The organism is Pseudomonas sp. F007, assembly GCF_057814275.1.
The window spans coordinates 127,136-151,647 of record NZ_JBVATA010000004.1 but is presented as its reverse complement, the minus strand read 5'-3'; the positions used below and the strand labels follow the sequence as shown (position 1 = coordinate 151,647).

Genomic DNA, 24,512 nt, shown 5'->3' with positions numbered 1-24,512 from the left:
AGCGTTAGCGGGAGGCCTGGTTGAGTGGGGCGCGCTTGGCGTTGAAGCTCTTGTCGAAGCCTTGGGAGACGTCGATGCGTTTGCCGAGAATTCCTTCTTGCTGGTAGATGTCGGCGGTGGTTTGCAGACCGCCGATGACCTGGTCGTCAATCTGCACCGGTTGCATCTGCGTGGCCTTGGCCACGGCAATGTGCACGTCCAACGGCAGGCCAGTGACGCGCGCCTGGGCGGCGGCATATTCCTCGGGGTGGGCGTTGGTCCAGCGGTAGGCGCGATCGACCCGGGCGACGAAGTCATCCAGTTGCTGGCGTTTGTTGGCGATGGCCTGGCGGGTGGCGGCGAAATACAAATGATTGGTCAGCAGTTTCTCGCCGCTGACCAGCACCTTGGCCTGGCTTTGGGTGGTGGAAATGGTGGTGTAGGGATCCCACGTCGACCAGGCGTCCGCGCTGCCGTTATCCAGCAGGATTCGCGACTCGCTCGGCAGCAGGTAGATGAACTGCACGTCCTGGGTGCTCAGGCCGGCATCGCGCAGGGCTTTGATCGCCAGGAAGTGGCCGATGGAGCCGCGGGTGGTGACGATTCGCTTGCCCTTGAGATCGCGGGCGGTGTTGAGCGGAGAATCCTTGGGCGCGAGGATGGCGGTGGTGTAGCGGCCCTCGGCGTGCACGATGCTGACGACCTTGATCGGCGCCCCGGCGCCGAGGGCGAATACGTAAGGCGCATCGCCCAGGGCACCGATGTCCACGGCTCCGGCATTCAACGCTTCGCCCAGAGGAGCGGCGGCGGGGAACTCGGAGAACTGGATGTCATAGGGCACGTTCTTCAGCTCGCCGGAGACCTCCAGCAGCACTTTGATCGTGGATTTCTGATTGGCCACCAGCAATGGCTGAAGGTCGGCTGCGTGACTGGATGCAGCGAAGCCAAGGGTGAAAGAGAGGCTCAACAATAGCGATTTGGGTGACATAAGAACTCCGGGCGGTTTGTTGCGCTTCGTGTTGCCTCCGCCTGGAGAAGGGGTCGGTCCGTAATTGAAGTTATCTCTATAAGAACCGGCTGTGAAATTCTTTTTGGTTATATGTTAATTATTAAAATAAATGATTATATTGGTTTATAATATGCGATATGTGTATTTTGTAGGCCGCAACCCTGTAGGTGAGCCTTGAGGAAAAAAGGGGGAGGTGCGGAGCAGGAGGGCTTCCTGTGCCTTGCACAAGGCACAGGAAGCGAGGGGTGCTTCAGATCACAAAAAAGCCATGGGTGCCGTCGCGGGCCAGTTGGTCCACCAGTCCGAACTCCCAGTCCAGGTAGGCTTGCATCGCTTCGCGCGGGTTGTCGGTGCCTTCATAAGGACGGCGATAGCGGTCGATGCGCGGTGAGGCCAGGCGGGTTTCACCTTCCTCCAGAGGCAGTTGCGCAGCGATCCAACTGGCCGTGCCGCCCTTGAGCAGGAACACGGTTTTGCCAGTCAACGCCTCGACCTCAGCCACCGCCAATCGAGCCAGCTGACTGCTGCCGCAGGTCAGCACATAGCGTTCAGCTGGCGGCACCTTGGCCAAGGCTTCGCGCAACTGCCCGCGCAATATCCACCACGCACCGGGGATGTGGCGTTTGACGTAGTTGGCGCTGCTGGTGAAATCGAGAACCGCGGTGTCGCCATCGGTCAGCCACTGTGCCAGCGTCTCGTGGCTGATTTCCTCGACCTGGGGTGGCGTGGGAACAGGCGCCTGCCACGCTCCTTTTTCGCTGAAGTGGGCTGGCTGCACGTCATCGAGCACATGCACTTCCCAGCCCAGTTGCGCGAGCCAGGACGCCGACATGTTGGCCCGCACACCATCGTCGTCGACCAGCACCAGACGCGCGCCGCGCACGCTGGCGAAGTGGTCGGTTTCCTGCACCAGTTGACCGCCGGGTGTGGAACGGGCGGCGGGCAGGTGACCAGCTTCGAATTCTTCCGGGGTGCGTACGTCAAACAGGTAAGTGCTGCGGCTCGGTTCCTGCTGCCAGCGTTGCACGTCTGCCAGCGTGGTACGGCCCACCCGCGCTTTATCGGCCACGCGACGGGCATCGCGGGCGGCAATTTGCCGATGCTCCTCACTGGTTGGCGCGAACTGGCGCGACTGACCGTGCTGCAGCTTCTGACCGGCCAGGGTCCAGCCGATGGTGCCGTTGCGCAAGGCCGACACCGGGTTGGCGATGCCGGAGTTGATCAGCGATTGCGTGCCGATGATGCTGCGGGTGCGGCCGGCGCAGTTGACGATGATGCGCGTGGCCGGGTCCGGTGCCAGTTCCCGGGCGCGCAGCACCAACTCGGCCCCCGGTACGCTGATACCTGTGGGTATGCTCATGGTCTGGTATTCATCGAAGCGCCGGGCATCGAGCACCACCACGTCGGCGTCGTTGTCGAGCAGTGCCTGGACTTCTTCCGCCGCCAGGGACGGCGTGTGGCGTTGGCTTTCCACCAGTTCGCCGAAGGCTTTGCTTGGCACATTGACGTCGATAAACAACTCGCCACCGGCGCGCCGCCAACCGTCCAGCCCGCCGTCGAGCAGGCTGACATTGAGGTAGCCCAACGCTTGCAAACGCTGCGCGGCGATGCTCGCCAAGCCTTCGCCATTGTCGTAGACGGTCACCTGGGTATCGCGCCGTGGAATCCGCGAGTACACCTCCAGCTCAAGTTTCGACAAAGGAATATTGGCCGCGAACAGCGGGTGCGATTCGGCAAAGGGTGCTTCTTCGCGCACATCCACCAGTGCCAGTTCTTCACGGTTCAATAGGGCTTGGCGTATGTCGGCGTAAGTGCGGGTGAGTGCAGTACTCATAGGGCTTGGCTCTCTTTGGACAAATCCCAGATGTTGGGGAGGTAGGCGTTGGAATAACCGGAGATGAACAGCTTTTCGCTGCCGTCGGCCTGATACACCGCGCGGCGCACGGCGCCGATGTTGGCGCCGTAGACATGGATGCTGATCGAGACCTGATCGTCAAAGGCGTTGCTGACCTGGTGGATGTCACCGATTTTTGGCGACACCGCTTCAACCTGGCCTGGCCGCAGCTGCACCCGATCACCGTCGGTGATCAAGGCGCCGTCGTCGTTGCGTTGGAAACCCTGCGAATACTCCGCGCCGCGCAACATGCCGATCAACCCCCATACCCGATGGTCATGGATCGGTGTGCTTTGCCCCGGTCCCCAGACAAAACTGACGACGCTGAACCGCTGCCGTGAATCGGCATGCAACAGGTATTGCTGATAGCGCTCCGGATCTGCTCGGGCGAAGTCTTCGGGTAGCCAGTCGTCATGGCTGACCAATTGACTGAGTAGCTTGCCGCCACGATGCAACAGATCGCCCTCGCGAGGGTTACTGTCAATCAATTCCGCCAAGGCGCCTATGAATGCTCTGAGTCTCTGCGGGTGTCTGGCCTGGGTCATGGCGATTCCATCGTTCGTTGTGAAAGTTGACCCTTTGATTTAAGCATAATGATTTACATCAATATGCGATTGTTTAATGATTAGGTTATAGCTGAAAGGAATTTATAACCCTATCGCATAGCGCCAGAAGCTATTGATCGATCACCCGGCGTGGGGCGGGCTATCCTTCTCTTGCCAATGGAACTATGCTTTTCAAACATCTTAATGACTGTTTTCTATGTGCGGGCCAAATGAAAATTGATGATATCGACGCCTTTGTCGAAGTGATTCGTTGCCAGTCCATCAGCCATGCCGCCGAGTCGCTGCAACTGACTCAGCCGGCCATCACGCGGCGCGTGCAGAACTTTGAGCAGGCGTTGGGTGTGGAGTTGTTCGACCGCAACACCAAACCCCTCAAGCCCACACTGATCGGTACGCGGGTGTATGAACAGTGCCGGGTGATCCTGCGGGAAATGGATGCGCTGCGCGAACTGGTGGCCACCGATGCACCGCCCACCGGGTTGTTACGCCTGGGCGTTCCGCAAACCATAGGCGACGTGGTGCTGCTCGATGCACTCAAGCATTTGCGCATCGAATATCCCGAGTTGCGCGCTCAGGTGGCCACGGGCTGGGGCAGCCAATTGGTCGCAAAGATCGAGCGTGGTGAACTGGACGCAGCAGCGGCGCTGTTCCCGGCTGGCAAGATTTTCCCGGACAACATTGTCGGCGAGTCGATTGGCAAGATGGAACTGGTGGTGGTGTGCGCCAAGTCCCAATTGCCCAAGCGTCCGTGCAAGCTTGCCGACGTTTGTCAGCATGGCTGGATTCTCAATCCTGATGGCTGCGGTTTCCGTGCCGGGTTGCAACGAACCCTGTCGGACCAGGGGTTGGCCCTGAGAGTCAATCTGGAAACCTTCGGCACCGAACTGCAACTGGGCCTGGTTGCCGACGGTATGGGGCTGGGGTTGGTGCCGCGTCCGTTGCTGGAACGCAGCAGCCATTTCGAACAGTTGGCGGTGATGCCACTCAAGGACTTCAAACCGGTGATGGACCTGTGGCTGATCTATCCGCATTTCCTTGGCAATCTGCAAGGGCCGGTCGATGCCTTTGGCAAGCTGGTCGCTGGATCGCTGCAGAAGATCAAGCGTGCAGCGTGATGATTGGCCAGGCATATAATAAAAAAAAATAATAATTAGCTTAGATTAAAATGTGCTTTTTATTATTTTTTGCCTTCCCATAGGCTTGCTGGAAAACCTTAAGGCCATCCAGGAAGTGTTGCCATGAGTAGCGTCAGTCCGTTGTCCAGCGTCTCGAAAAATGTTCGTCAACGCGTGACTCCCGAAGAATGGGAAGTGCGTGTAAAACTGGCCGCCGCCTACCGGCTGGCGGCCCTGTTCAAGTGGACCGACCACATCTACACGCATTTTTCCGCCAGGGTGCCGGGGCCGGACGAGCATTTCCTGATCAATGCCTTCGGGTTGTTGTTCGACGAAATCACCGCGTCGAATCTGGTCAAGGTCGACATTGACGGCAGCATCGTCGATGACCCCACCGGGCTCGGCATCAACCCCGCCGGGTATGTGATTCACAGCGCGATTCACGCGGCACGGCCCGATCTGCAAGCCGTCCTGCATACCCACACCCGCGACGGTATTGCGGTGTCCGCGCAGCGCGACGGATTGTTGCCGATTTCCCAGCATTCGATCGGTTTTTCCGGGCGGGTGGCCTATCACGGATACGAGGGCGTGGCCCTGGATCTGGATGAGCGCGAGCGTCTGGTGGCCGATCTGGGGGATAAGAGCGTGTTGATCCTGCGCAATCACGGTTTGCTCACGGCGGGCGTCAGCGTCGAGCATGCGTTTCAACAGCTGCACGGCCTGGAGCGGGCCTGCAACATTCAGATCGCGGCGCAGGCTGCGGGTAACGTCGAATTGATTTTCCCGCCGGCTGAAGTGGTGGCCAAGGTCGAGAAACAGGCCGAGGTGTTCAAGAGCGGCATCGGACCGGGCGTGGCGCGGCACTGGGATGCGTTGATCCGACAGTTGGAGCGCAGTGATACCGACTACAAAAACTGAGTTTCTGCTACAGCCTAATAACCCTGTAGGAGCGAGCTTGCTCGCGATGGCGGTTTGTCAGTCAACATCTCAGTTGAATGTACTGCCGTCATCGCGAGCAAGCTCGCTCCTACATTGGATTGCAGCCAGACACGAATCCCGGGAACACCCAACAACCCTGTAGGAGCGAGCTTGCTCGCGATAGCGGTTTGTCAGTCACATCTCAGTTGAATGTACTGCCGTCATCGCGAGCAAGCTCGCTCCTACATTGGATTGCAGCCAGACACGAATCCCGGGAACACCCAATAACCCTGTAGGAGCGAGCTTGCTCGCGATAGCGTTTTATCCGTCAACATCGCTGTTGAATGTGCGGCCGTCATCGCGAGCAAGCTCGCTCCTACATTGGATTGCAGCCAGACACGAATCCCGGGAACACCCAACAACCCTGTAGGAGCGAGCTTGCTCGCGATAGCGGTTCACTCGTCAACATCTCAGTTGAATGTACTGCCGTCATCGCGAGCAGGCTCGCTCCTACATTGGATTGCAGCCAGACACGACTCCCGGGCACACCCAACAACCCTGTAGGAGCGAGCTTGCTCGCGATAGCGGTTTATCCGTCAACATCGCTATTGAATGTACTGCCGTCATCGCGAGCAAGCTCGCTCCTACATTGGATTGCAGCCAGGAACGAATCCCGGGAACACCCAATAACACTGTAGGAGCGAGCCTGCTCGCGATAGCGGTTTGTCAGTCAACATCGCTGTTGAATGTACTGCCGTCATCGCGAGCAAGCTCGCTCCTACATTGAATTGCAGCCAGGCACGAATCCCGGGAACACCCAATAACCTTGTAGGAGCGAGCTTGCGATATCGGTTTGTCAGTCAACATTGCTGTTGAATGTGCGGCCGTCATCGCGAGCAAGCTCGCTCCTACATTGGATTGCAGCCAGACACGACTCCCGGGCACACCCAATAACCCTGTAGGAGCGAGCCTGCTCGCGATAGCGGTTTGCCCGTCAACATCGCTGTTGGATGTACTGCCGTCATCGCGAGCAGGCTCGCTCCTACATTGGATTGCAGCCAGACACGAATCCCGGGCACACCCAATAACCCTGTAGGAGCGAGCTTGCTCGCGATAGCGGTTTGTCAGTCAACATCGCTGTTGAATGTACTGCCGTCATCGCGAGCAAGCTCGCTCCTACATTGAATTGCGGACAGACACGAATCCTGGGAACACCCAATAACCCTGTAGGAGCGAGCCTGCTCGCGATAGCGGTTTGTCAGTCAACATCTCAGTTGAATGTACTGCCGTCATCGCGAGCAGGTCCGCTCCTACAATGGATTCAAGCTACTTTTTCCGCCGCTTGCCGTTCACGCTCGGCCACCAGCTTGCGGGTCAGCGGGATGAGTCGCTTGCCATAGTCGATGGCGTCTTCAAGCGGGTCGAAGCCGCGGATAAGGAACGTGGTAATGCCCAGGTCGTAGTAGTCGAGCAAGGCTTCGGCCACTTGTTCCGGCGTGCCGACCAGTGAGGTCGAGTTGCCTTGGGCTCCCAGCAGCCCGGCGATGCCGGTCCACAGTCGCTTGTCCAGGCTTGCGCCCTGGGCGGCAGCGGCGAGCAGGCGGCGAGAGCCCTCGTTGGGTGGCTCGCGGCGCACAAAACCGGTCTGCTCGGCCAGCGCAGTTGCCTGTTGCAGGATGCGCTCGGCACGTTCCCAAGCCTGGTCTTCAGTGTCCGCCAGAATCGGGCGCAACGACAAACTGAAGCGAATGCTACGGCCATGTTTGGCGGCCTCGGCGCGCACTTGCTGCACCACGTCGCGCACTTGTTCGTAGGTTTCGCCCCACAGCGCATACACGTCCGCATGCTTGCCCGCCACTTCGATGGCCGCTGTCGATGAACCGCCGAAATACAAGGGAATGTGCGGCTGTTGAGGTGACTTTACGGCTGAGTGTGCACCCTCGACCTGATAATACTTGCCGTCATAGTCGAAAGGCTTTTCGCTGGTCCACTCCTGGCGCAAGACACTGAGGTATTCATCGGTGCGCGCATAGCGCTCGTCCTTGCCGATGTAGCTGCCATCGGCACGCAGTTCGCGATCATCGCCGCCGGTAATAATGTGCACGGCGGTGCGCCCGCCATTGAAGACGTCGAGGGTGGTGAACTGTCGAGCGGCCAAAGTCGGCGCGGCAAAGCCTGGTCGATGGGCAATCAGGAACTTGAGGTTTTTCGTCACGCTGGCCGCGTGCGAGGCGATCAGCGTGCTGTCCGGGCTGTTGGAGTGGAAGGCTATCAAGGCCCGATCAAAACCGGCCTCGTCATGGGCGCGTGCCACTGTTTCCACATACTCGGGCTGCAGGACAGGGCCGCTGCGAGGATGGATTTCCGAAGCGTGGTGACCGCCGATGAAGCCGATGAATTCAATAGTCATGGGAGTTCCTTGTCATTGGATAGGCGTGATTCGAGCCTCCACCTGGCATTGGGGTCGGTCTGTGGGATCAAAAATAGGCGGAGCAGGGCGTGGCTGTGAAATGCCGTTTGGTTCTAAGTTAATTATTAAAATACGGAATGAATGCAATAAGCTTGTATGAGAATTACGCATTTTATGCGGCGACTTCCATGCAGCCCGCGCCGGACAAGGAAAACGCATATTTATTATGCAAACAATTTATCAGGCTTTCCTGATATCTGATTTTTAATCATATTAGTTTATTCCTAAAAAGAATTTCACTGAGGTTTTTTATGCGAATAGCATGAAAGCCGAAGCTGATGCACGGCCCCTCTGGCCATGTTCTTTTGAGGAAGGAAGCCTGATGACTGAAAAGACCCTCGATACATCGAGCGCCAACAGCTCGTTTTCCGTCACCAAGGCTGCTCGCCACACCGGTGAGGTGCAGGGCGCGTCGAAGCTGCTGCCCAATTGGTTGCGCAACTGGCGGACACCTGAAGTGTTGCTGCGGTTGCTCAGCCCGATCGCACTGTTGCTGTTATGGGAACTGGCGTCGCAAGCGGGGCTGATCCCGCAGCGCGTCATCGCCGCGCCCTCGCAGATCGGCGGCACGCTCTGGGCGATGATCACGTCCGGCGAACTGGGCAAGCACTTGCTGGTGTCACTGCAACGCGCATTGGTGGGTTTAAGCATCGGCGTCAGTATTGGTGTGGTCGCGGCCTTGATCAGCGGCCTGTCCAAGCGCGGCGAGGTGATACTCGATTCACCGCTGCAAATGCTGCGCACCATTCCTTCGCTGGCGTTGGTGCCGTTGTTCATTCTCTGGTTCGGCATTGGCGAATTCACCAAGATTGCGCTGATCGTCACCGGTACCACCTTCCCGGTGTACCTGAATCTCTTCGCCGGTATTCGCAACATCGACCCCAAGCTGATCGAGGCCGCCAACACCCTTGGCCTGAGCCGCCGCGAGTTGATCTGGCACGTGATTCTGCCGGGCTCCTTGCCCTCATTCTTTGTCGGCCTGCGCTACTCCCTGGGGATTTCCTGGTTGGCGCTGGTGTTCGTCGAGCAAATCAACACCACCGCTGGCATTGGCTTCCTGGCCAGTGATGCGCGGGACTTCATGCGCACCGACGTAATCGTCATCTGCCTGCTGATTTACAGCGTCCTCGGTCTGTTGATCGACGGACTGATCCGCACCCTGGAGCGTTTCGCCCTGGCCTGGCGCCCAACTTTTGTGAGGAATTGATATGTCGAGCATCGATCTTCTGGACGCGTCCAAAGCACTGCATACGACAGCACCGGTACAACTGCGCAATGTGGTGCGCCAGTTCGGCCAGCAGCGGGTCATCGATGGCCTGGATCTGGACATCGCCCCCGGCGAATTCGTCGCGTTGCTGGGGGCCAGCGGTTCGGGCAAGACCACCTTGCTGCGCAGCCTGGCCGGGCTCGACAGCATCGACAGTGGTCACTTGCTGGTGCCGAAGGCGAGGGCGGCGGTGTTCCAGGAACCGCGCCTGATGCCCTGGAAGCGCGCCTGGAAGAACGTGATTCTCGGCCTGCACATTCCGGACGCCAAGGCGCGCGCAGTGCAGGCGCTGACCGAGGTGGGATTGGCGCATCGGCTCGAAGCTTATCCGGCCACGCTATCGGGCGGTGAAGCACAACGCGTGGCACTGGCCCGTGGTTTGGTGCGCGAGCCCAAGCTGTTGCTGCTGGATGAACCGTTCGCCGCCCTCGATGCCTTGACCCGGATTCGCATGCATCGGCTGATCATCGAGTTGTGGCGTAAACACACGCCGGCCGTGCTGCTGGTCACCCATGACGTCGATGAAGCCATCTTGCTGGCCGACCGGGTCATCGTTCTCGCCAATGGCAAGATCGCCGACCAGTTGACCATCGACCTGCCTCGGGCCCGAGACACCGGCCAGGACGGTTTTCAAGCCATCCGCGCGCGGCTGTTGGGTTTGCTGGGGGTGGAAGTGGAAACCACCGCCGTCACTGAGCGCCGGGCAACCAACACGTCGGTCCGGCGTTTCGCCCATGGCTGATTTCGCTTCCAGTCTTTTGAATCAGGGAAGGTCCGCCATGTCGCTTTGCGTATGGAAATCTGCAGCTGTTCTGCTCTCCGGAGCCGCGCTGCTGCTCAGCGGTTGCGGTGAGACGATCGACAACCCATCGGCATCCTCCGTCCAGACCGATTTGTCCGGTGTGACGCTGGTGCTGGGCGATCAAGCCAAAGGCTTGCGCACCGTGGTCGAGGCCGCGAATGCCTTGGAAGGCATTGACTACAAGGTCGAGTGGGCGAACTTCCAGGGTGCGGCGCCGTTGTTCGAAGCCTTGCGTGCCGGCGCCGTCGACCTCGCGCCGGCCGGTGATACGCCAGTGCTTGCCGCTGCCACTGGCGGCGCGCCCCTGCGCATCGTCGCCGTGCGACGCAGCCAATCGAGGGGGATTGCGATCCTGGTGCCCGCCGATTCGGCCATTCATAACATCGCGGATTTGAAAGGCCGAAACGTTGTAGTGTCTTCGGCCCGAGGCAGCATTTCCCAGTACCTGTTGATTCGTGCGCTGGCCAATGCCGGGGTCGATGAGAAAGACGTCAACATCGGGTTCGTCCTGCCGACCGACGCGCTGGCGGCATTCAATGCCGGCAAGATCGAAGCCTGGGCAACCTTCGGCATCTATCAGGCGTTTGCCGAGCAGCAGGGCGCTCGGGTGTTGATCAGTGGCGAGGGCATCAATACCGGGCTGACGTTTATTACCGCTTCGGACGAAGCCCTTACCGACCCGCTCAAGCGCAAGGCGCTCAGTGATGTGTTGCAGCGATTCGCCAAGGCGTTCGAGTGGGCCCGGCAGAACCCTGACGAGTACGCCCGGGTGTTCGCCAAGGTCAACGACATTCCTCTGGACGTCTCGAAGCGCCTGCGCAGTTGGGGCGATGAGTCGCTGTTGCCACTCGAGCCGCGAGATGTCCGGGCGTTGCAGCAAGTCGATGATCTGTTCGTGGATAAGAACATCTTTCCCCATCGTGTCGACGTCGGGACGCTCACGGACACTGGAGTGTTTTCCGCAGCGCCGTTGACGGTGACGCAGTCCGGGTCGACGAATTGGCGGGCCAAGTAAAACAGTTTTGGCCGCCTCCGATCCACGGTTCTCGGACTACGGCTTCGGCTTTCGTCCGGGCAGAAGTCCTCACCAAGCCATCGAAACCGCTAGCGACCCTAGTCGCCGGCTTATCGCCGCTGGGCCCGCAAGGACGTGCATTCAATCGATGTCTGACGGTATAAACGAGGCGGGACTGAATAAGGATATTTCTATGTCACTGTTGGACCTTGCTGCGATTTCGCAATCTCTACCACATGCCTGGAAATCGACCGTCCTGGGACGGGTGGGCGGCTCAAATATCAAAGTCTTGCGTATGGATGAAATGCCCTCTGCGCAAGAAGTGCACGACTACACCGAAGGCTTGTTGGTCATTTCCGGGCGGTTGATGCTGAGCGTCGGCGGTGAAGCCATCAGTGTTGGAGAGGGGCAGATCTACTTGGCAGAAGCCGGAGTGCCGCACGCCGTGCTAGGCGGAAGTCACGGGGTATTGGTCATCTTTGATACCTGAGCGATTGCGATCTCCCCGCACAGTCGTCTACTGGATAAAGTGCGTCTGAATACACCAAATTCTATCCACAATTAGCGTGGGTAGATCTGTGGATAATTGCCCGGACGTCACGTATTACGGGGTCTGCAATGTTTTGTTCATAAATTGATCAGGCTGTCGCAACGTCCCTCGACGGCCGCACCTGTGTCACGGATTCGGCACCCGTTTCCAGGTGCCGGACCCGCCCGGCTACAACCAGGCCTTGATCTGCGCGCACACCGCCTGAGTCGAAATCCCGTAACGGTCATGCAAGGTCGGCAGGGCGCCGGCGTCGAGGAACGCGTCGGGCAATGCAATCTGCCGGAACGTCGGCGTCACCCCGTTACGCAGCAGTACCCCCGCAACGGCTTCGCCCAAACCGCCGATGATCGAGCTGTTCTCTGCCGTGACGACCAGGCGCCCGGACTTGCGAGCCTCCGCCAGAATGGTTTGCTCATCCAGCGGCTTGATGGTCGGCACGTGCAGCACGGCCACGTCCACGCCGTCGGCTTGCAGGGCCTTGGCCGCTTCCAGCGAGCGCATGGTCATCAGGCCGGTGGAGATGATCAGCACATCGTTGCCGGTGCGCAGGGTCTTGGCCTTGCCGATCTCGAATTTATAGCCGTACTCGTCCAGCACCAGCGGCACGTTGCCGCGCAGCAGGCGCATGTAGACCGGCCCCTGGTGGGCGGCGATGGCGGGGACGGCCTGCTCGATTTCCAGGGCATCGCACGGATCGACAATCATCAGGTTGGGCATGGCGCGGAAGATCGCCAGGTCGTCCGTGGCCTGGTGGCTGGGGCCGTAGCCGGTGGTGAGGCCGGGCAGGCCGCAGACGATCTTGACGTTGAGGTTTTCCTCGGCAATCGCCATGCAGATGAAGTCATAGGCGCGGCGCGATGCGAACACCGCGTAGGTGGTGGCGAAGGGCACGAAGCCTTCGCGAGCCATGCCGGCGGCGGCGCTCATCAGCAACTGTTCGGCCATGCCCATTTGATAGAAGCGGTCCGGATGGGCCTTGGCGAAGATGTGCAGGTCGGTGTACTTGGACAGGTCGGCAGACAGCCCGACGATGTCGGCCCGTTGTTCGGCCAGCGCCGCCAGGGCGTGGCCGAAAGGCGCGGATCGGGTGGCCTGGCCCTCGGAGGCAATGGACGCAATCATCGCCGAGGTGGTCAGGCGTTTCTTGACCGGTTCGCTAGTCGAAGTGTTGGCGGCGTTGCTCATTGGTTATTTCCTTGTTCAAGGTTGTTCAGTGCCAGGTCCCACTCATGTTCTTCCACGCGAATGAAGTGGTTTTTCTCGCGGTTTTCCAGGAAGGGCACGCCTTTGCCCATTTTCGTGTCGCAGATGATCACCCGTGGCTGGGCGCCGGGATGCTGGCGGGCGGCGTCGAACGCCTTGACCAGAGCATCGATGTCGTTGCCATCCACGCGCTGGGTGAACCAGCCAAAGGCTTGCCAGCGATCGACAATCGGCTCGAACGAGAGGATTTCACTGGAGTAGCCATCGGCTTGCTGATTGTTGACGTCGACGATGGCGATCAGGTTGTCGAGTTTCCAGTGGGACGCCGACATCACCGCTTCCCAGGTCGAGCCTTCATTCAGTTCGCCGTCCGACAGCAGGTTGTAGACGAAGGAGGCCGAGCCTTTGCGCTTGAGCCCCAGGCAGGCGCCGACCGCAATGCCCAGGCCCTGGCCCAGCGAGCCGCCGGTGATTTCCATGCCCGGGGTGTAGGCGGCCATGCCCGACATCGGCAGGCGGCTGTCGTCCGAACCGTAGGTTTCCAGTTCATCGAGCGGGATGATCCGGGCTTCGATCAGGGCCGCGTACAGCGCAATCGCGTAGTGCCCGATGGAGAGGTAGAAGCGGTCGCGCTGTTCCCATTCAGGATCATCAGGCCGGTGATTCATGGCATGAAAGTAGGAGACCGCCAACAGGTCGGCCGCACCGAGGGCCTGGCCGACATAGCCCTGGCCCTGGACCTGGCCCATGCGCAGTGCGTGGCGACGAATGTTGTGCGCGCGTTCAACCAGCGTCGTGGCTGAAGCAGGTGAAGAATGAATAGTCATGATGAAACTCCGTTAACTCAACGATTGACCAGGGCGGCGGGAATGCGCAGGACCAGCAGGGCGCCGGCCACCAGCACGCCGGTGATCAGGTACATGCCGATGGCGCTGGAGCCGGTCAGGGTGGTGATCCAGCCAATCAGGTAGGGCGAGCAGAAGCCGGCCAGGTTGGCGAAGCTGTTGACGGCCGCGATCCCGGCGGCGGCGGAAACGCCACCCAGCAGCGTGGTGGGCAGCATCCAGAACAGTGAGGTCGCGGACAGGATGCCGGAGGCCGCCAGGCACAGACTGAGGATCGACAGGGTCACATTGCCCCCCATCAATGCCGCCAGGCTCAGGCCGATAGCGCCGGCGATCATCGGCACAATCAGGTGCCAGCGCCGTTCGCGATGCTTGTCGCCACTGCGGCCGACCAGCAGCATCGCCACGATCGCGCAGAGGTAGGGCAGGCTGGTGAGGAAGCCGATGTGCAGCGGGTCGGCAACCCCGGCGTTGCGCACCAGTGTCGGCAGCCAGAAGGTGATTGCGTACTGACCCATCACCACGCAGAAGTAGATGGCGGCCAGCAACCACAGGCGGCGATCACGGATGAACTCGCCGACCGAGGCGTGGGTGACTTTCTGCTGATTGTCCTCGGCCAACTCGCGAGTGATCAGCTGTTTTTCTTCGTCGTTGAGCCAGTTGGCCTGATGCACCCCGTCCTTGAGATAGCTCAGCACCAGCAGGCCGACCAGCACCGTCGGCACGGCCTCGAGGACGAACATCCACTGCCAGCCGGCCCAGCCATGCATGCCGGCGAAGTGGTTCATGATCCAGCCGGAGAGCGGGCCACCGACCATGCCCGACAGCGGAATGGCGATGAACCACAACACGGTCATGCGCGCGCGGCGATAGGACGGGAACCAGTAGGTCAGGTACAGCAGCAGGCCCGGCGCCAGGCCGGCTTCGGCGATGCCCAGCAGAAAGCGCAGGGCATAGAACTGCCAGGCGGTTTCGACGAAAGCGAACAGGGCCGAGACGATGCCCCAGGTGATCATGATGCGGGCGATCCAGACTCGCGCGCCGACCTTGTGCAGGATGATGTTGCTCGGCACTTCGCAGAGGAAGTAACCGATGAAGAACATGCCTGCACCCAGGCCGTAGACCGTTTCGCTGAGGGCCAGGTCGTTCATCATTTGCAGCTTGGCGAAGCCGACGTTGACCCGATCCAGATAGGCGCACAGGTAGCACAGCATCAGGAACGGCATCAGGCGCCAGGCCGTTTTACGGTAGGCGGAGGAGCGCACGGTCGAAACCGCTTCGAGCGACAGGGTTGTCATGATGGTTCGATCTCTTGTTTTTATTGACCGCCAGGCCCCGAGGCCCGGCTGCATCATCGATCCAGAACCGCACGGGCCAGGCAGGCCCGCCCAGGTGTACTCAGTGAATCAGCATGCCGCCGTTCACATCCAGGGTGATGCCGGTCAGGTAGGAGGATAGGTCGCTGGCCAGGAACAAGGCGGCGTTGGCGACGTCCTGCGCGGCACCGAGGCGGCCCAGGGGGATGCCGTCGATGATCGCGTGACGGCGGTCATCCTGCATCAGGCCGCCGGTGATGTCGGTATGAATCAGGCCAGGGGCGATGGAGTTGACGCGAATGTTGTCGGGGCCAAGCTCGCGCGCCATGGCTTTGCCCAAGCCCAGCACACCGGCCTTGGCCGCACTGTAATGGGGGCCGCCAAAGATGCCGCCGCCACGTTGCGCGGACACCGAGGACATGCAGACGATGCTGCCGGAAGATTGTTGACGCATGAACGGAATCACCGCCTGGGACATCAGCAGGGTGCCGCGCAGGCTGACGTCCAGCACCTTGTCGTAGTCCGAAGGGCGAATGTCCAGGGTTTTCAGCGGCTGGGTGATGCCGGCGTTGTTGACCAGAATGTCGATGCGGCCGAAATGCTCGATGATTTTCGCCACGGCCTGCTGGACCTGCGATTCATCAGCGACGTTGGCCGCCAGGCCCAGATGGCCCTCGCCCAGGCAGGCGGCAGCATCGCGGGCAGCGGATTCATCGAGGTCGAGGATCACCACATGGGCGCCCTGTTGCGCGAAGGTGGTCGCGGTCGCGCGGCCAATGCCACGGGCAGATGCAGCACCGGTAATGATTGCGACTTTGCCTTGGAGAAGCATGGAGGAGTACCTCATTCTTTTTATTAGCGAGTTTTTTATTGGGTCGATCCGCAGTGAACCGATGACCCAGCTTGTGCTCCACCCCGTCCCTGAGCAATAACGCAAACCTCACTGGGTGCTGAAAAAAATTCAGCACTCGTCATTTGTGCCGTTGGCTGGTTGAATGGCACGACGCCCAGTCCACGCTACTTGCAGCGGAACAAACCTCATCATGCGCTCAGACGACGATGCTCCCGCCACACTGCCACCCCTGAAAGCCATTCAGGCCTTTGAGCAAACAGCGCGCTTCGGCAACGTCGCCCGTGCCGCCGAATTGCTCGACCTGACACCCTCGGCGGTGAGTCACCAACTGGCCAAGCTCGAGGCGTTGATCGGGCGGCAGTTGTTCTTTCGAACGGCCCGAGGCGTGACCCTGACGCCCGTGGGTGAGCAGTACCTGACCGAGATTTCCGGCATCCTGCACAGCCTCGCCGTGGCCACCGAGCGCGCCACCAGTGACGTCAGCCTCGATTGCCTGCGCCTGCACTCATCCCCCAGTTTCGGCTTGCTCTGGCTGATGCCGCGCCTCGAGCAGTTTCGCCAGAGTCATCCGGACATCCAGCTCAACCTGTCCTGCTCCTATGAGTCGCTGCACTTCAGCCGCGACAAGATCGATGTCGACATCCGCCACGGCATGCCCAACTGGCCCAGCTACGAAGTGCGCACCATCCGCAACGAAAGGATCGCGGTCATGGCCTCGCCCAGGCTCCTGGAAAAGCGCCCGATCCGCACCGCCGCAGATTTGCTCGACAGCCAATTGATCCTGTCGGAAGCGACCCTGATCAAGTGGCCGCAGCTGTTTGCCCAACACGGTGTGTCGCGCCCGGAAAAGCCCTATACCCTCAGCTTCGACCGCTCCTACATGACACTGGAAGCGGCCCATCACGGCCTGGGTTTTGCCCTGGAAAGCACCTTGCTGGCCCAGGATTATCTCGAGCGCGGTGCCTTGGTCGAGGTCGCACCGGCATTGAGCTCACCGATCACCGCCCACCACCTGGTGTTCCCCCGCGCCCATTCGAACTTTCCCCGGGTGCGGCGGTTTCTGGAGTGGATGCAGAAGGAGTTGGGACATGATTTCAACTATTGATGCCCACAGATCCTGGTGCCTTTTTCAACTGGCCGAAGATAGTAAATGTATTTACTATGTGCGCTCAAAAGATGCCCCAAGGATCGAGGCCATGCCCATCAAAGCTTCCATTGAGATAAAACAGACACCCGAGCAGGTGTTCCGGCTGTATCAGGACGCGGCCCGCTGGATCGACTGGGATCCGGAGGTGACCGCCGCCCGTTTGCCCGGCGGGCTCAAGCTCGGGGCGAGGGGATGGCTGAAGCCCAAGCGCGGGCCGAAGGCCAATATCGAGATCGTCGAGGTGACGCCAGGCCGGTCGTTTTCGGTGCAGAGCCGGTTGCCGCTGTGCCGCATGTTGTTCGGTCACAGCCTGGCGTCGAGCAGTGAGTCCGGTTCGACTGTTGCCACCCACTGGGTGGAGTTCAAAGGTCCCCTGAGCTTCTTGTTCCGACCGTTGATTGGCCGATCCATTCAGGCTTCGCTGCCCAACACCATGCGCGGCCTCAAGCGCGCCAGCGAAAGTCAGGTGACGGGATCGTGAGTACGGACGAAAAGTGGAGTGGTTCTGCCTACTCAGGACCAAGCGGCAGCCCGGGGTTCCGCCTCTGGCGGCAATTCCTCGATTGGCAGCGTCAGCTCAACGCGCTGTTGAAACCCTTGGGGCTGACCCAGCCGCAGTTCGCGATCCTCGCCGTGTGCGGCTGGTTGACCCGCGACGGTGAGCAGATCACTCAAAATGGCATCGCCCACTTCACCGGCATGGACCGCATGCACATCTCGCAGATCGTTTCTCGCCTGGAAAAAGACGGCCTGCTGGAGAAACGGATCGACCCGCAGGATCAGCGGGCGAATCTGTTGTCGCTGAGTGAGCAAGGGCGTGTTCAGTTGCGCATAGCCATGCCGGTGGTTGAAGCGTTCGATAAAGGTTTTTTTCTGCAAAGCACTTCATAGAGCCTTAGACACGACACGCCCCTCCGAGCCGTCCCGCTGCCAGCCACCACCCAATGCCTTGAACGTGGCCACGGCCGCACGAGCCGACTCGGTTTGCGCCTGGGCCCTGGCATCGGAAGCCGCCAGAAGATGTTCATCCGCATCCAGCACTTCGATCAGGCTGACCACGCCTTTTTCATAGGCGATAAACGAGGTGGCTCGGGCTTTCCCATACGCCGACTCGCCCAGGGCGAGTTGGGCTGATTGTTGCTCGCTGTGGATCAGCGCCGAAAAAGCACTTTCAACATCTTCGCAGGCCCGCAGAACGGATTGCCGGTAAGCGGCCAGGGCCTCGGCTTCCTGGCCTTTGGCCAGGTCAATCTGTGCATTGATGCGGCCAAAATCGAACAGCCTCCAACGCAATCCCAGGACCGTCGACGCCTGGCTGGCGCCGTTGCTGAACAGGTTCGCGCTGGATACCGAGGTGGCACTGCCGAGCAGCGCCCCCACCGACAGCTTGGGGTAGTACTCGGACATGGCTTCGCCGATGCGCGCGTTGGAGGCCGCCAGCCGGCGCTCGGCGACGATCAGGTCCGGGCGCCGGCGCAGCAGGTCTTGCGGCGCCCCCATGTCCGAGAGGCCGGGCACATTGGGGATCGGTGCGGGTTGGGTCAGTTGCGCGCGGTAAGTGCCCGGGGCCTTGCCCAACATCACATCCAGCGCATTCATGGCGGCGTCGAGGCCTGTCTCCAGGACCGGAATTGTCGCCTGCGCCTGATTCAGCGCACCCTGGGTCTGGTTCAATTGCAGTTCCGCCGCCAGGCCTTTTGCGTAGAGGTGTTCGATGGTGGTGAGCAGTTGCTGGCGTGTGTCGACTTGATGCCGGGCGATTTCCAGGCGTGCCTGAAGGCCACGAATGCTGAGGTAGAGGTCGGCGGTCTGGGCCACCACCGCCAGGCGTGTCGCAACCGCTCCGGCGTGCGAGGCCTGGTAATCGGCGAAGGCGGCTTCCTGGCCTCGGCGCAATCCGCCAAACACATCCAGCTCCCAGCCGGCATTCAGATTCGCCTCATACGCACTGCCGTAGCGATTATAGGAAGGGTCGGAATTCAGTACCTGGCCCAACGGCGTTTCCAGCGACTGGCGGGCGCGGGCCGCTTGCCCGTTGACGCTGGCCGACGGCAGCAGGGCCGCGTCAGCCGCGCCCAGACCGGCGCGAGCCTGTTCGATCCTGGCGCTCGCCTGGGCCAGATCGAGGTTCTGCTCCAATGCCAGATTGACCAGTTGACTGAGCATCGGGTCATTGAATGCATTCCACCAGGCCGCGAGATCTGCTTCTGCGGCACCCACCCGGCGTGCCGTTTGCGCCGAAAAATGTTCGGGCAATGCCATGCTGGGTGCCGAGTAGTCGGGACCCACCGTGCAGCCGGCAACCACGCTCAGGCTCAATAGGGCGGCTAAACGAAGAGGAGGGTGCATGGGGTACCTGCGAATGGAGTGGTTTGTGACGATATTACAATTTGGTCACAAGTTGTCAACCTCCTTTGGGATGAGTAAGCTGCTCCCATGAATCAGCCATCAGTTCCTTCGCCCAGCACCCGTGGCCCAGCCGATCACGACATTCGAGACCAGATTGTCGCGGCGGCCAACGAGCATTTCAGCCAGTACGGTTATGGCAAAACCACGGTTTCCGACCTGGCCAAGGCCATCGGTTTCTCCAAGGCTTACATCTACAAGTTCTTTGAATCCAAGCAGGCGATTGGTGAAGCCATCTGCAGCAACTGCCTGAGTCAAATCGTGGCGGCCGTGGAGCAGGCGATCAATGTCGAGGGGATCTCGGCCACCGAGCGCTTTCGGCGCCTGGTCAAAACCCTGATCGCGACCGGCGTCAGCCTGTTCTTCAACGACCGCAAACTCTATGACATCGCAGCGTTTTCCGCGTCCGAGAGCTGGCCCAGCTCACAGGTCTACGACGCTCGGATCAAGCGCTTCATTGGGCAAATCGTGCGTGAGGGGCGAGAGCTCGGCGAGTTCGAGCGCAAGACGCCGCTGGACGAAACGGTCGAAGCCATCCATCTGGCGCTGCGACCCTTCGTCAATCCCCTGCTGTTGCAGCACAACCTCGATTTTGTCGAAGAAGCCCCGTCTCTGATCTCCAATCTCGTTCTGCGCAGCCTGATGCCTTGAACCTCTGCTGACGGATGCGCTGCGCATCCGTAGCAGTCTGCGCGCCTGAAAAAATCCCGATTACGGCTTCCTTTGGCTGGCGTTGATCAAACAGGCGGTCGTCATCCGTCTCGGTAGTGACTGTTGACTTATTTGGTCACTTGAATAAGCATGATGTATCCGCTATCGAGAGGTCGTCATGATCCAGCGCCACCGCCTGTCACTCATTTTCATTGCCCTGTTGCCACTTGCCCTGACGGCGTGCAACCAGGCCACGCCTGCCGATCCGCGCCTGCAAGTGCCCTTGGTGCGTATCGACGTGGTCCAGCCCTCTGCGCCCGCGACGCGGCAGTTCACCGGCATCGTCGCGGCGCGCGTACAGAGTGATCTGGGTTTTCGGGTGCCAGGCAAAGTCCTCGAGCGCCTGGTGGACGCCGGTCAGAGCGTCAAGCGTGGGCAGCCGCTCATGCGCATCGATGCCAACGACCTGAAGTTGGCCGCCAGGGCGCAGCAGGAGTCGGTTCTCGCCGCGATGGCCCGGGCCCGCCAGGCCTCCGATGACGAGCTGCGCTACCGGGATCTGGTCTCCGTCGGCGCGGTCTCCGCCTCGGCGTACGCAGGGATCAAAGCGGCGGCCGACTCGGCCAACGCTCAGCTCAACGCGGCCCAGGCCCAGGCTGATGTGGCAAAAAACGCCACCGGCTATTCGACGCTGCTGGCCGATGCTGACGGGGTGGTCGTGGACACCCTGGCGGAACCGGGGCAGGTGGTCGGCGCCGGGCAGGTGGTGGTGCGCGTTGCCCATTCGGGGCAGCGCGAGGCGGTGATCCAGTTACCCGAGACCCTGCGTCCGGCGCTGGGCTCAGTGGCGACGGTTGAACTCTACGGACAGAACCAGCGCGCAGGCAGCGCCCGTCTGCGGCAACTGGCCGACTCCGCGGACCGCCAGACCCGAACCTTCGAAGCCCGTTATGTGCTCGAAGGTGCGTTCTCCAGTGCCACCCTGGGTTCCACCATCTCCGTGGCCATTGCCGACACCGATGGGGCGGATGCCAGGGAACTGCAGGTGCCGATGGGCGCCCTCTACGATGCGGGTAAAGGCCCGGGTGTCTGGGTGGTGGGAGGAGAGCCACAGCAGGTGGTCTGGCGTCCGATCCAGGTGCGCAGCCTGAATGACGAGGGCAGTGTGCGGGTGACGGGGGATCTGCGGGTGGGGGATCGTGTCGTCGCCTTGGGCGCACACCTGTTGAACGAGGGCGACAAGGTCAGGACTGAGCCTGCCGATGCCACGCAAAAAGCCGTGGTCGAGGTGAGTCGATGAGCGGCTTCAATCTCTCGGCACTGGCCGTACGCGAACGTTCCATAACCCTGTTCTTGATCCTGCTGATTTCCGTCGGTGGCTTGTTCGCCTTCTTCAAACTGGGGCGTGCGGAAGACCCGGCATTCACCATTAAACAATTGACGGTGGTCACCGCCTGGCCCGGGGCGACGGCCCAGGAGATGCAGGACCAGGTGGCGGAAAAGCTGGAAAAACGCATGCAGGAACTGCGCTGGTACGACCGCACCGAGACCTTCACCCGCCCGGGCCTGGCCTTCACCACGGTTTACCTGCTCGACAGCACACCGCCTTCAGCGGTCCAGGAGGAGTTTTACCAGGCGCGCAAGAAAATCCTCGATGAGCAAAGGGGGTTGCCAGCCGGGGTGATCGGCCCAATGGTCAATGATGAATACGCCGATGTCACCTTCGCGCTTTACGCGCTCAAGGCCAAGGGCGAGCCGCAGCGCCTGCTGGTGCGTGAAGCGGAGAGCTTGCGCCAGCGCCTGCTGCATGTGGCGGGGGTGAAGAAGGTCAACATCATCGGTGAACAGGCTGAGCGGATTTTTCTCGAGCTGTCCTACGAGCGTCTGGCGACCCTGGGCATTTCCGCCCGGGACATTTTCAGTGCATTGAACACGCAGAACATGATCACCCCAGCGGGCTCGGTTGAAGCCAAGGGGCCGCAGGTTTTCATTCGCCTGGATGGCGCGTTCGATGACCTGCAGAAAATTCGTAACACCCCGCTGACGGTGCAGGGCAGAACCCTAAAGTTGTCCGATGTGGCGCAGGTCAAGCGCGGTTACGAGGACCCGGCGACGTTCCTCGTCCGCAACAATGGCGAGCCGGCGTTGTTGCTCGGCGTGGTTATGCGCGATGGCTGGAACGGTCTCGATCTGGGTAAATCGCTGGAGGCCGAGGCGAGCGCGATCAACCAGCAGATGCCGTTGGGCATGAGCCTGACCAAGGTCACCGATCAGGCGGTGAATATCGACGCCTCCGTCAACGAATTCATGGTGAAGTTTTTTGCTGCCCTGGGCGTGGTGCTGCTGGTGTGCTTCCTCAGCATGGGCTGGCGGGTCGGGGTGGTGGTGGCCGCTGCGGTCCCGCTGACCCTGGCCGCGGTGTTCATTGTCATGGCGGCCACGGGCAAGGACTTCGACCGGATTACCCTGGGCTCGTTGATTCTGGCACTGGGACTGCTGGTGGACGATGCAATCATTGCCATCGAGATGATGGTGGTGAAGATGGAGGAGGGCTATGACCGCATCAAGGCCTCCGCGTATGCCTGGAGCCACACGGCGGCGCCGATGTTGTCGGGGACGCTGGTCACGGCCATTGGCTTCATGCCCAACGGTTTCGCCAAGTCCACTGCCGGTGAATACACCGCGAACATGTTCTGGATCGTCGGCATTGCCCTGATCACTTCCTGGGTGGTGGCCGTGGCGTTCACCCCTTACCTGGGGGTCAAGCTGCTGCCGCAGATCAAGGTGCCTGAAGGCGGGCACGCGGCCATTTACGGGACACCCAACTACCAGCGTTTCCGCCGCCTGCTGGGCGCTGTGATTCGCCGCAAAGGCCTGGTCGCGACCGCCGTGGTCGGCTTGTTTGTCGTGGCGATCCTCGGCATGGGCGTGGTCAACAAACAGTTCTTCCCGACGTCCGACCGACCCGAGGTGCTGGTCGAAGTGCAGATGCCGTACGGCACCTCAATCGAGCAGACCGATGGGGCGGCGGCCAAGGTCGAGGCATGGCTGGCCCAGCAGCCGGAAGCCAGGATCGTCACCGCTTACATTGGCCAGGGCGCGCCGCGTTTCTACCTGGCGATGGCCCCTGAACTGCCCGATCCGTCCTTCGCAAAAATCGTCATCCTGGCCGCCAATCAGCAGGAGCGTGAGGCGCTCAAGCTGCGCCTCAGACAAGCCGTGGCCGATGGTCTGGCACCTGAAGCGCGGGTACGGGTCACGCAGTTGGTGTTTGGTCCTTATTCACCCTATCCGGTGGCCTTTCGGGTGATGGGCGCCGATCCTGCGGTGCTGCGCGATATCGCCGGGCAGGTGCGTGAAGTCATGACCGCCAGCCCCCTGACGAGGACCGTCAACACCGACCTCGGTGAGCGTACCCCGGCACTGCATCTCAGTCTGGATCAGGATCGCCTGCAAGCGTTCGGCCTGACCTCGAACGATGTCGCGCAACAGTTGCAGTTCCTGCTGACCGGGGTGCCTGTCACCGAAGTCCGTGAGGACATTCGTGGGGTTCAAGTGGTGGCCCGCTCCGCGGGAGAGACCCGTCTGGATCCGTCGAAAATGGCCGCCTTCACCCTGACCGGTGCCCAAGGCCAGCGCGTGTCGCTGTCCCAGGTCGGGACGGTGGATGTGCGCATGGAAGAGCCCATCCTGCGCCGTCGTGACCGCACGCCGACCATCACCGTTCGCGCTGACGTGGCTGAAGGTCTGCAGCCCCCCGATGTCTCCAACACCTTGATCACCCAGTTGCAGCCGATCATCGAAAGGCTGCCGGCGGGTTATCGCATTGAGGTGGCCGGCGCGATCGAGGAGTCGGGCAAGGCGAACAAGGCCCTGCTGCCGTTGTTCCCGATCATGATCGCGCTGATGTTGCTGACCATCGTCCTGCAGGTGCGCTCGATGTCGGCCATGATGATGGTGTTCGCCACCGCACCGTTGGGCCTGATTGGCGTGGTGCCCATTCTGTTGCTGTTCCAGCAGCCGTTCGGGATCAATGCCCTGGTGGGGCTGATTGCCCTGTCCGGGATTCTGATGCGCAACACGCTGATCCTCATCGGCCAGATTCACTCGAACGAGCAGGCCGGTCTGTCGCCCTACAACGCGGTGGTCGAAGCCACCGTGCAGCGTGCGCGACCGGTGATTCTCACCGCGTTGGCAGCGATGCTGGCATTCATTCCGCTGACCCACTCGGTGTTCTGGGGGACGCTGGCCTACACCCTGATTGGCGGTACGTTCGCCGGCACCGTGCTGACCCTGGTGTTTCTGCCGGCGATGTACGCCCTTTGGTACAGGATCAAGCCTGAACCCGCGCCATTGCAGGGCACCTGAGACTCTTCGCCCCAGGTTGGAGCAGGCGTTCTGCATGGCCCAGGACAACAGAACGCCTTCAACCCAAGTATTTCCCGGGATCGGTGAAGTGCTTAGGCTGCTTACGACTTGGCTTGATAGTTGCTATCAATCTGCCAT

21 protein-coding genes are annotated in these 24,512 nt (G+C 60.8%); 12 read left to right on the top strand and 9 right to left on the bottom strand.

Translation table 11 applies throughout. The features are described from left to right. Positions 1–4: 4 nt before the first annotated feature. The 3 genes from ACZYR5_RS10825 to ACZYR5_RS10815 form a co-directional block, all read right to left on the bottom strand. On the bottom strand, positions 5–967 hold the full coding sequence (locus ACZYR5_RS10825) for an ABC transporter substrate-binding protein (protein ID WP_489089856.1): 963 nt from the start codon (positions 965–967) through the stop codon (positions 5–7). Positions 968–1,238: 271 nt separating this feature from the next. Then, positions 1,239–2,822 carry a rhodanese homology domain-containing protein gene (locus ACZYR5_RS10820; RefSeq protein ID WP_489089857.1) on the bottom strand — a complete coding sequence of 528 codons (1,584 nt, stop codon included), beginning with the start codon at positions 2,820–2,822 and terminating at the stop codon, positions 1,239–1,241. Then, complete coding sequence (locus ACZYR5_RS10815; protein ID WP_489089858.1) at positions 2,819–3,427, bottom strand: cysteine dioxygenase family protein; 609 nt, start codon at positions 3,425–3,427, stop codon at positions 2,819–2,821. The genes ACZYR5_RS10820 and ACZYR5_RS10815 overlap by 4 nt, the downstream gene beginning before the upstream one ends. 230 nt (positions 3,428–3,657) lie before the next feature. Here ACZYR5_RS10815 and ACZYR5_RS10810 point away from each other — a divergent pair, with 230 nt between their 5' ends. Next, positions 3,658–4,563 carry a LysR family transcriptional regulator gene (locus tag ACZYR5_RS10810; RefSeq protein ID WP_489089859.1) on the top strand — a complete coding sequence of 302 codons (906 nt, stop codon included), beginning with the start codon at positions 3,658–3,660 and terminating at the stop codon, positions 4,561–4,563. Positions 4,564–4,686: 123 nt separating this feature from the next. Then, positions 4,687–5,481, top strand: coding sequence for a class II aldolase/adducin family protein (locus ACZYR5_RS10805; protein ID WP_489089860.1), 795 nt, complete (start codon positions 4,687–4,689; stop codon positions 5,479–5,481). Positions 5,482–6,802: 1,321 nt separating this feature from the next. Here ACZYR5_RS10805 and ACZYR5_RS10800 read toward each other — a convergent pair. Next, positions 6,803–7,891 carry an LLM class flavin-dependent oxidoreductase gene (locus ACZYR5_RS10800; protein WP_489089861.1) on the bottom strand — a complete coding sequence of 363 codons (1,089 nt, stop codon included), beginning with the start codon at positions 7,889–7,891 and terminating at the stop codon, positions 6,803–6,805. Between the two features lie 382 nt (positions 7,892–8,273). Between ACZYR5_RS10800 and ACZYR5_RS10795 the strand changes: the two genes are divergently transcribed. The 4 genes from ACZYR5_RS10795 to ACZYR5_RS10780 all read left to right on the top strand — a co-directional run bounded on the left by ACZYR5_RS10795 (position 8,274) and on the right by ACZYR5_RS10780 (position 11,525). Beyond that, on the top strand, positions 8,274–9,158 hold the full coding sequence (locus ACZYR5_RS10795; RefSeq protein WP_489089862.1) for an ABC transporter permease: 885 nt from the start codon (positions 8,274–8,276) through the stop codon (positions 9,156–9,158). Position 9,159: 1 nt separating this feature from the next. Then, on the top strand, positions 9,160–9,960 hold the full coding sequence (locus ACZYR5_RS10790; protein WP_489089863.1) for an ABC transporter ATP-binding protein: 801 nt from the start codon (positions 9,160–9,162) through the stop codon (positions 9,958–9,960). Between the two features lie 37 nt (positions 9,961–9,997). Next, on the top strand, positions 9,998–11,035 hold the full coding sequence (locus tag ACZYR5_RS10785) for an ABC transporter substrate-binding protein (protein ID WP_489089864.1): 1,038 nt from the start codon (positions 9,998–10,000) through the stop codon (positions 11,033–11,035). Positions 11,036–11,228: 193 nt separating this feature from the next. Then, positions 11,229–11,525 (top strand): cupin domain-containing protein, encoded by a 297-nt coding sequence (locus ACZYR5_RS10780; RefSeq protein WP_489089865.1) that lies wholly within the window; start codon positions 11,229–11,231, stop codon positions 11,523–11,525. A gap of 228 nt (positions 11,526–11,753) precedes the next feature. Here the strand turns inward: ACZYR5_RS10780 and ACZYR5_RS10775 are convergent, their stop codons facing one another. The 4 genes from ACZYR5_RS10775 to ACZYR5_RS10760 form a co-directional block, all read right to left on the bottom strand. Beyond that, entirely contained in the window at positions 11,754–12,770 is a 1,017-nt protein-coding gene (locus tag ACZYR5_RS10775; RefSeq protein WP_489089866.1) for a transketolase family protein, read from the bottom strand. After that, positions 12,767–13,615, bottom strand: a complete 849-nt coding sequence (locus ACZYR5_RS10770) for a transketolase (protein ID WP_489089867.1) — start codon at positions 13,613–13,615, stop codon at positions 12,767–12,769. Before ACZYR5_RS10770 ends, ACZYR5_RS10775 begins: the two co-directional genes overlap by 4 nt. Before the next feature lie 17 nt (positions 13,616–13,632). Further along, entirely contained in the window at positions 13,633–14,931 is a 1,299-nt protein-coding gene (locus tag ACZYR5_RS10765; protein ID WP_489089868.1) for an MFS transporter, read from the bottom strand. Between the two features lie 100 nt (positions 14,932–15,031). Then, on the bottom strand, positions 15,032–15,781 hold the full coding sequence (locus ACZYR5_RS10760; protein ID WP_489089869.1) for an SDR family NAD(P)-dependent oxidoreductase: 750 nt from the start codon (positions 15,779–15,781) through the stop codon (positions 15,032–15,034). Between the two features lie 211 nt (positions 15,782–15,992). Here ACZYR5_RS10760 and ACZYR5_RS10755 point away from each other — a divergent pair, with 211 nt between their 5' ends. Genes ACZYR5_RS10755 through ACZYR5_RS10745 form a run of 3 tightly spaced genes read left to right on the top strand, consistent with a single transcriptional unit; the run spans position 15,993 to position 17,840 of the window. Continuing rightward, positions 15,993–16,907 (top strand): LysR substrate-binding domain-containing protein, encoded by a 915-nt coding sequence (locus tag ACZYR5_RS10755; protein WP_489089870.1) that lies wholly within the window; start codon positions 15,993–15,995, stop codon positions 16,905–16,907. Further along, complete coding sequence (locus ACZYR5_RS10750; protein WP_489089871.1) at positions 16,891–17,430, top strand: SRPBCC family protein; 540 nt, start codon at positions 16,891–16,893, stop codon at positions 17,428–17,430. Before ACZYR5_RS10755 ends, ACZYR5_RS10750 begins: the two co-directional genes overlap by 17 nt. Then, positions 17,427–17,840 (top strand): MarR family winged helix-turn-helix transcriptional regulator, encoded by a 414-nt coding sequence (locus ACZYR5_RS10745; protein WP_489089872.1) that lies wholly within the window; start codon positions 17,427–17,429, stop codon positions 17,838–17,840. Before ACZYR5_RS10750 ends, ACZYR5_RS10745 begins: the two co-directional genes overlap by 4 nt. Here the strand turns inward: ACZYR5_RS10745 and ACZYR5_RS10740 are convergent. Beyond that, entirely contained in the window at positions 17,835–19,298 is a 1,464-nt protein-coding gene (locus ACZYR5_RS10740) for an efflux transporter outer membrane subunit (protein WP_489089873.1), read from the bottom strand. The two genes, ACZYR5_RS10745 and ACZYR5_RS10740, sit on opposite strands and share 6 nt — an antisense overlap. A gap of 87 nt (positions 19,299–19,385) precedes the next feature. Here ACZYR5_RS10740 and ACZYR5_RS10735 point away from each other — a divergent pair, with 87 nt between their 5' ends. The 3 genes from ACZYR5_RS10735 to ACZYR5_RS10725 all read left to right on the top strand — a co-directional run bounded on the left by ACZYR5_RS10735 (position 19,386) and on the right by ACZYR5_RS10725 (position 24,374). After that, a complete protein-coding gene (locus ACZYR5_RS10735; RefSeq protein WP_489089874.1) occupies positions 19,386–20,006 on the top strand; it encodes a TetR/AcrR family transcriptional regulator in 621 nt (206 codons plus the stop codon). Between the two features lie 178 nt (positions 20,007–20,184). After that, entirely contained in the window at positions 20,185–21,306 is a 1,122-nt protein-coding gene (locus ACZYR5_RS10730; protein WP_489089875.1) for an efflux RND transporter periplasmic adaptor subunit, read from the top strand. Next, the gene (locus ACZYR5_RS10725; RefSeq protein WP_489089876.1) at positions 21,303–24,374 is read left to right on the top strand and encodes an efflux RND transporter permease subunit; all 3,072 of its coding nucleotides are present in this window, start codon (positions 21,303–21,305) and stop codon (positions 24,372–24,374) included. Before ACZYR5_RS10730 ends, ACZYR5_RS10725 begins: the two co-directional genes overlap by 4 nt. The last annotated feature ends 138 nt before the right edge of the window (positions 24,375–24,512 follow it).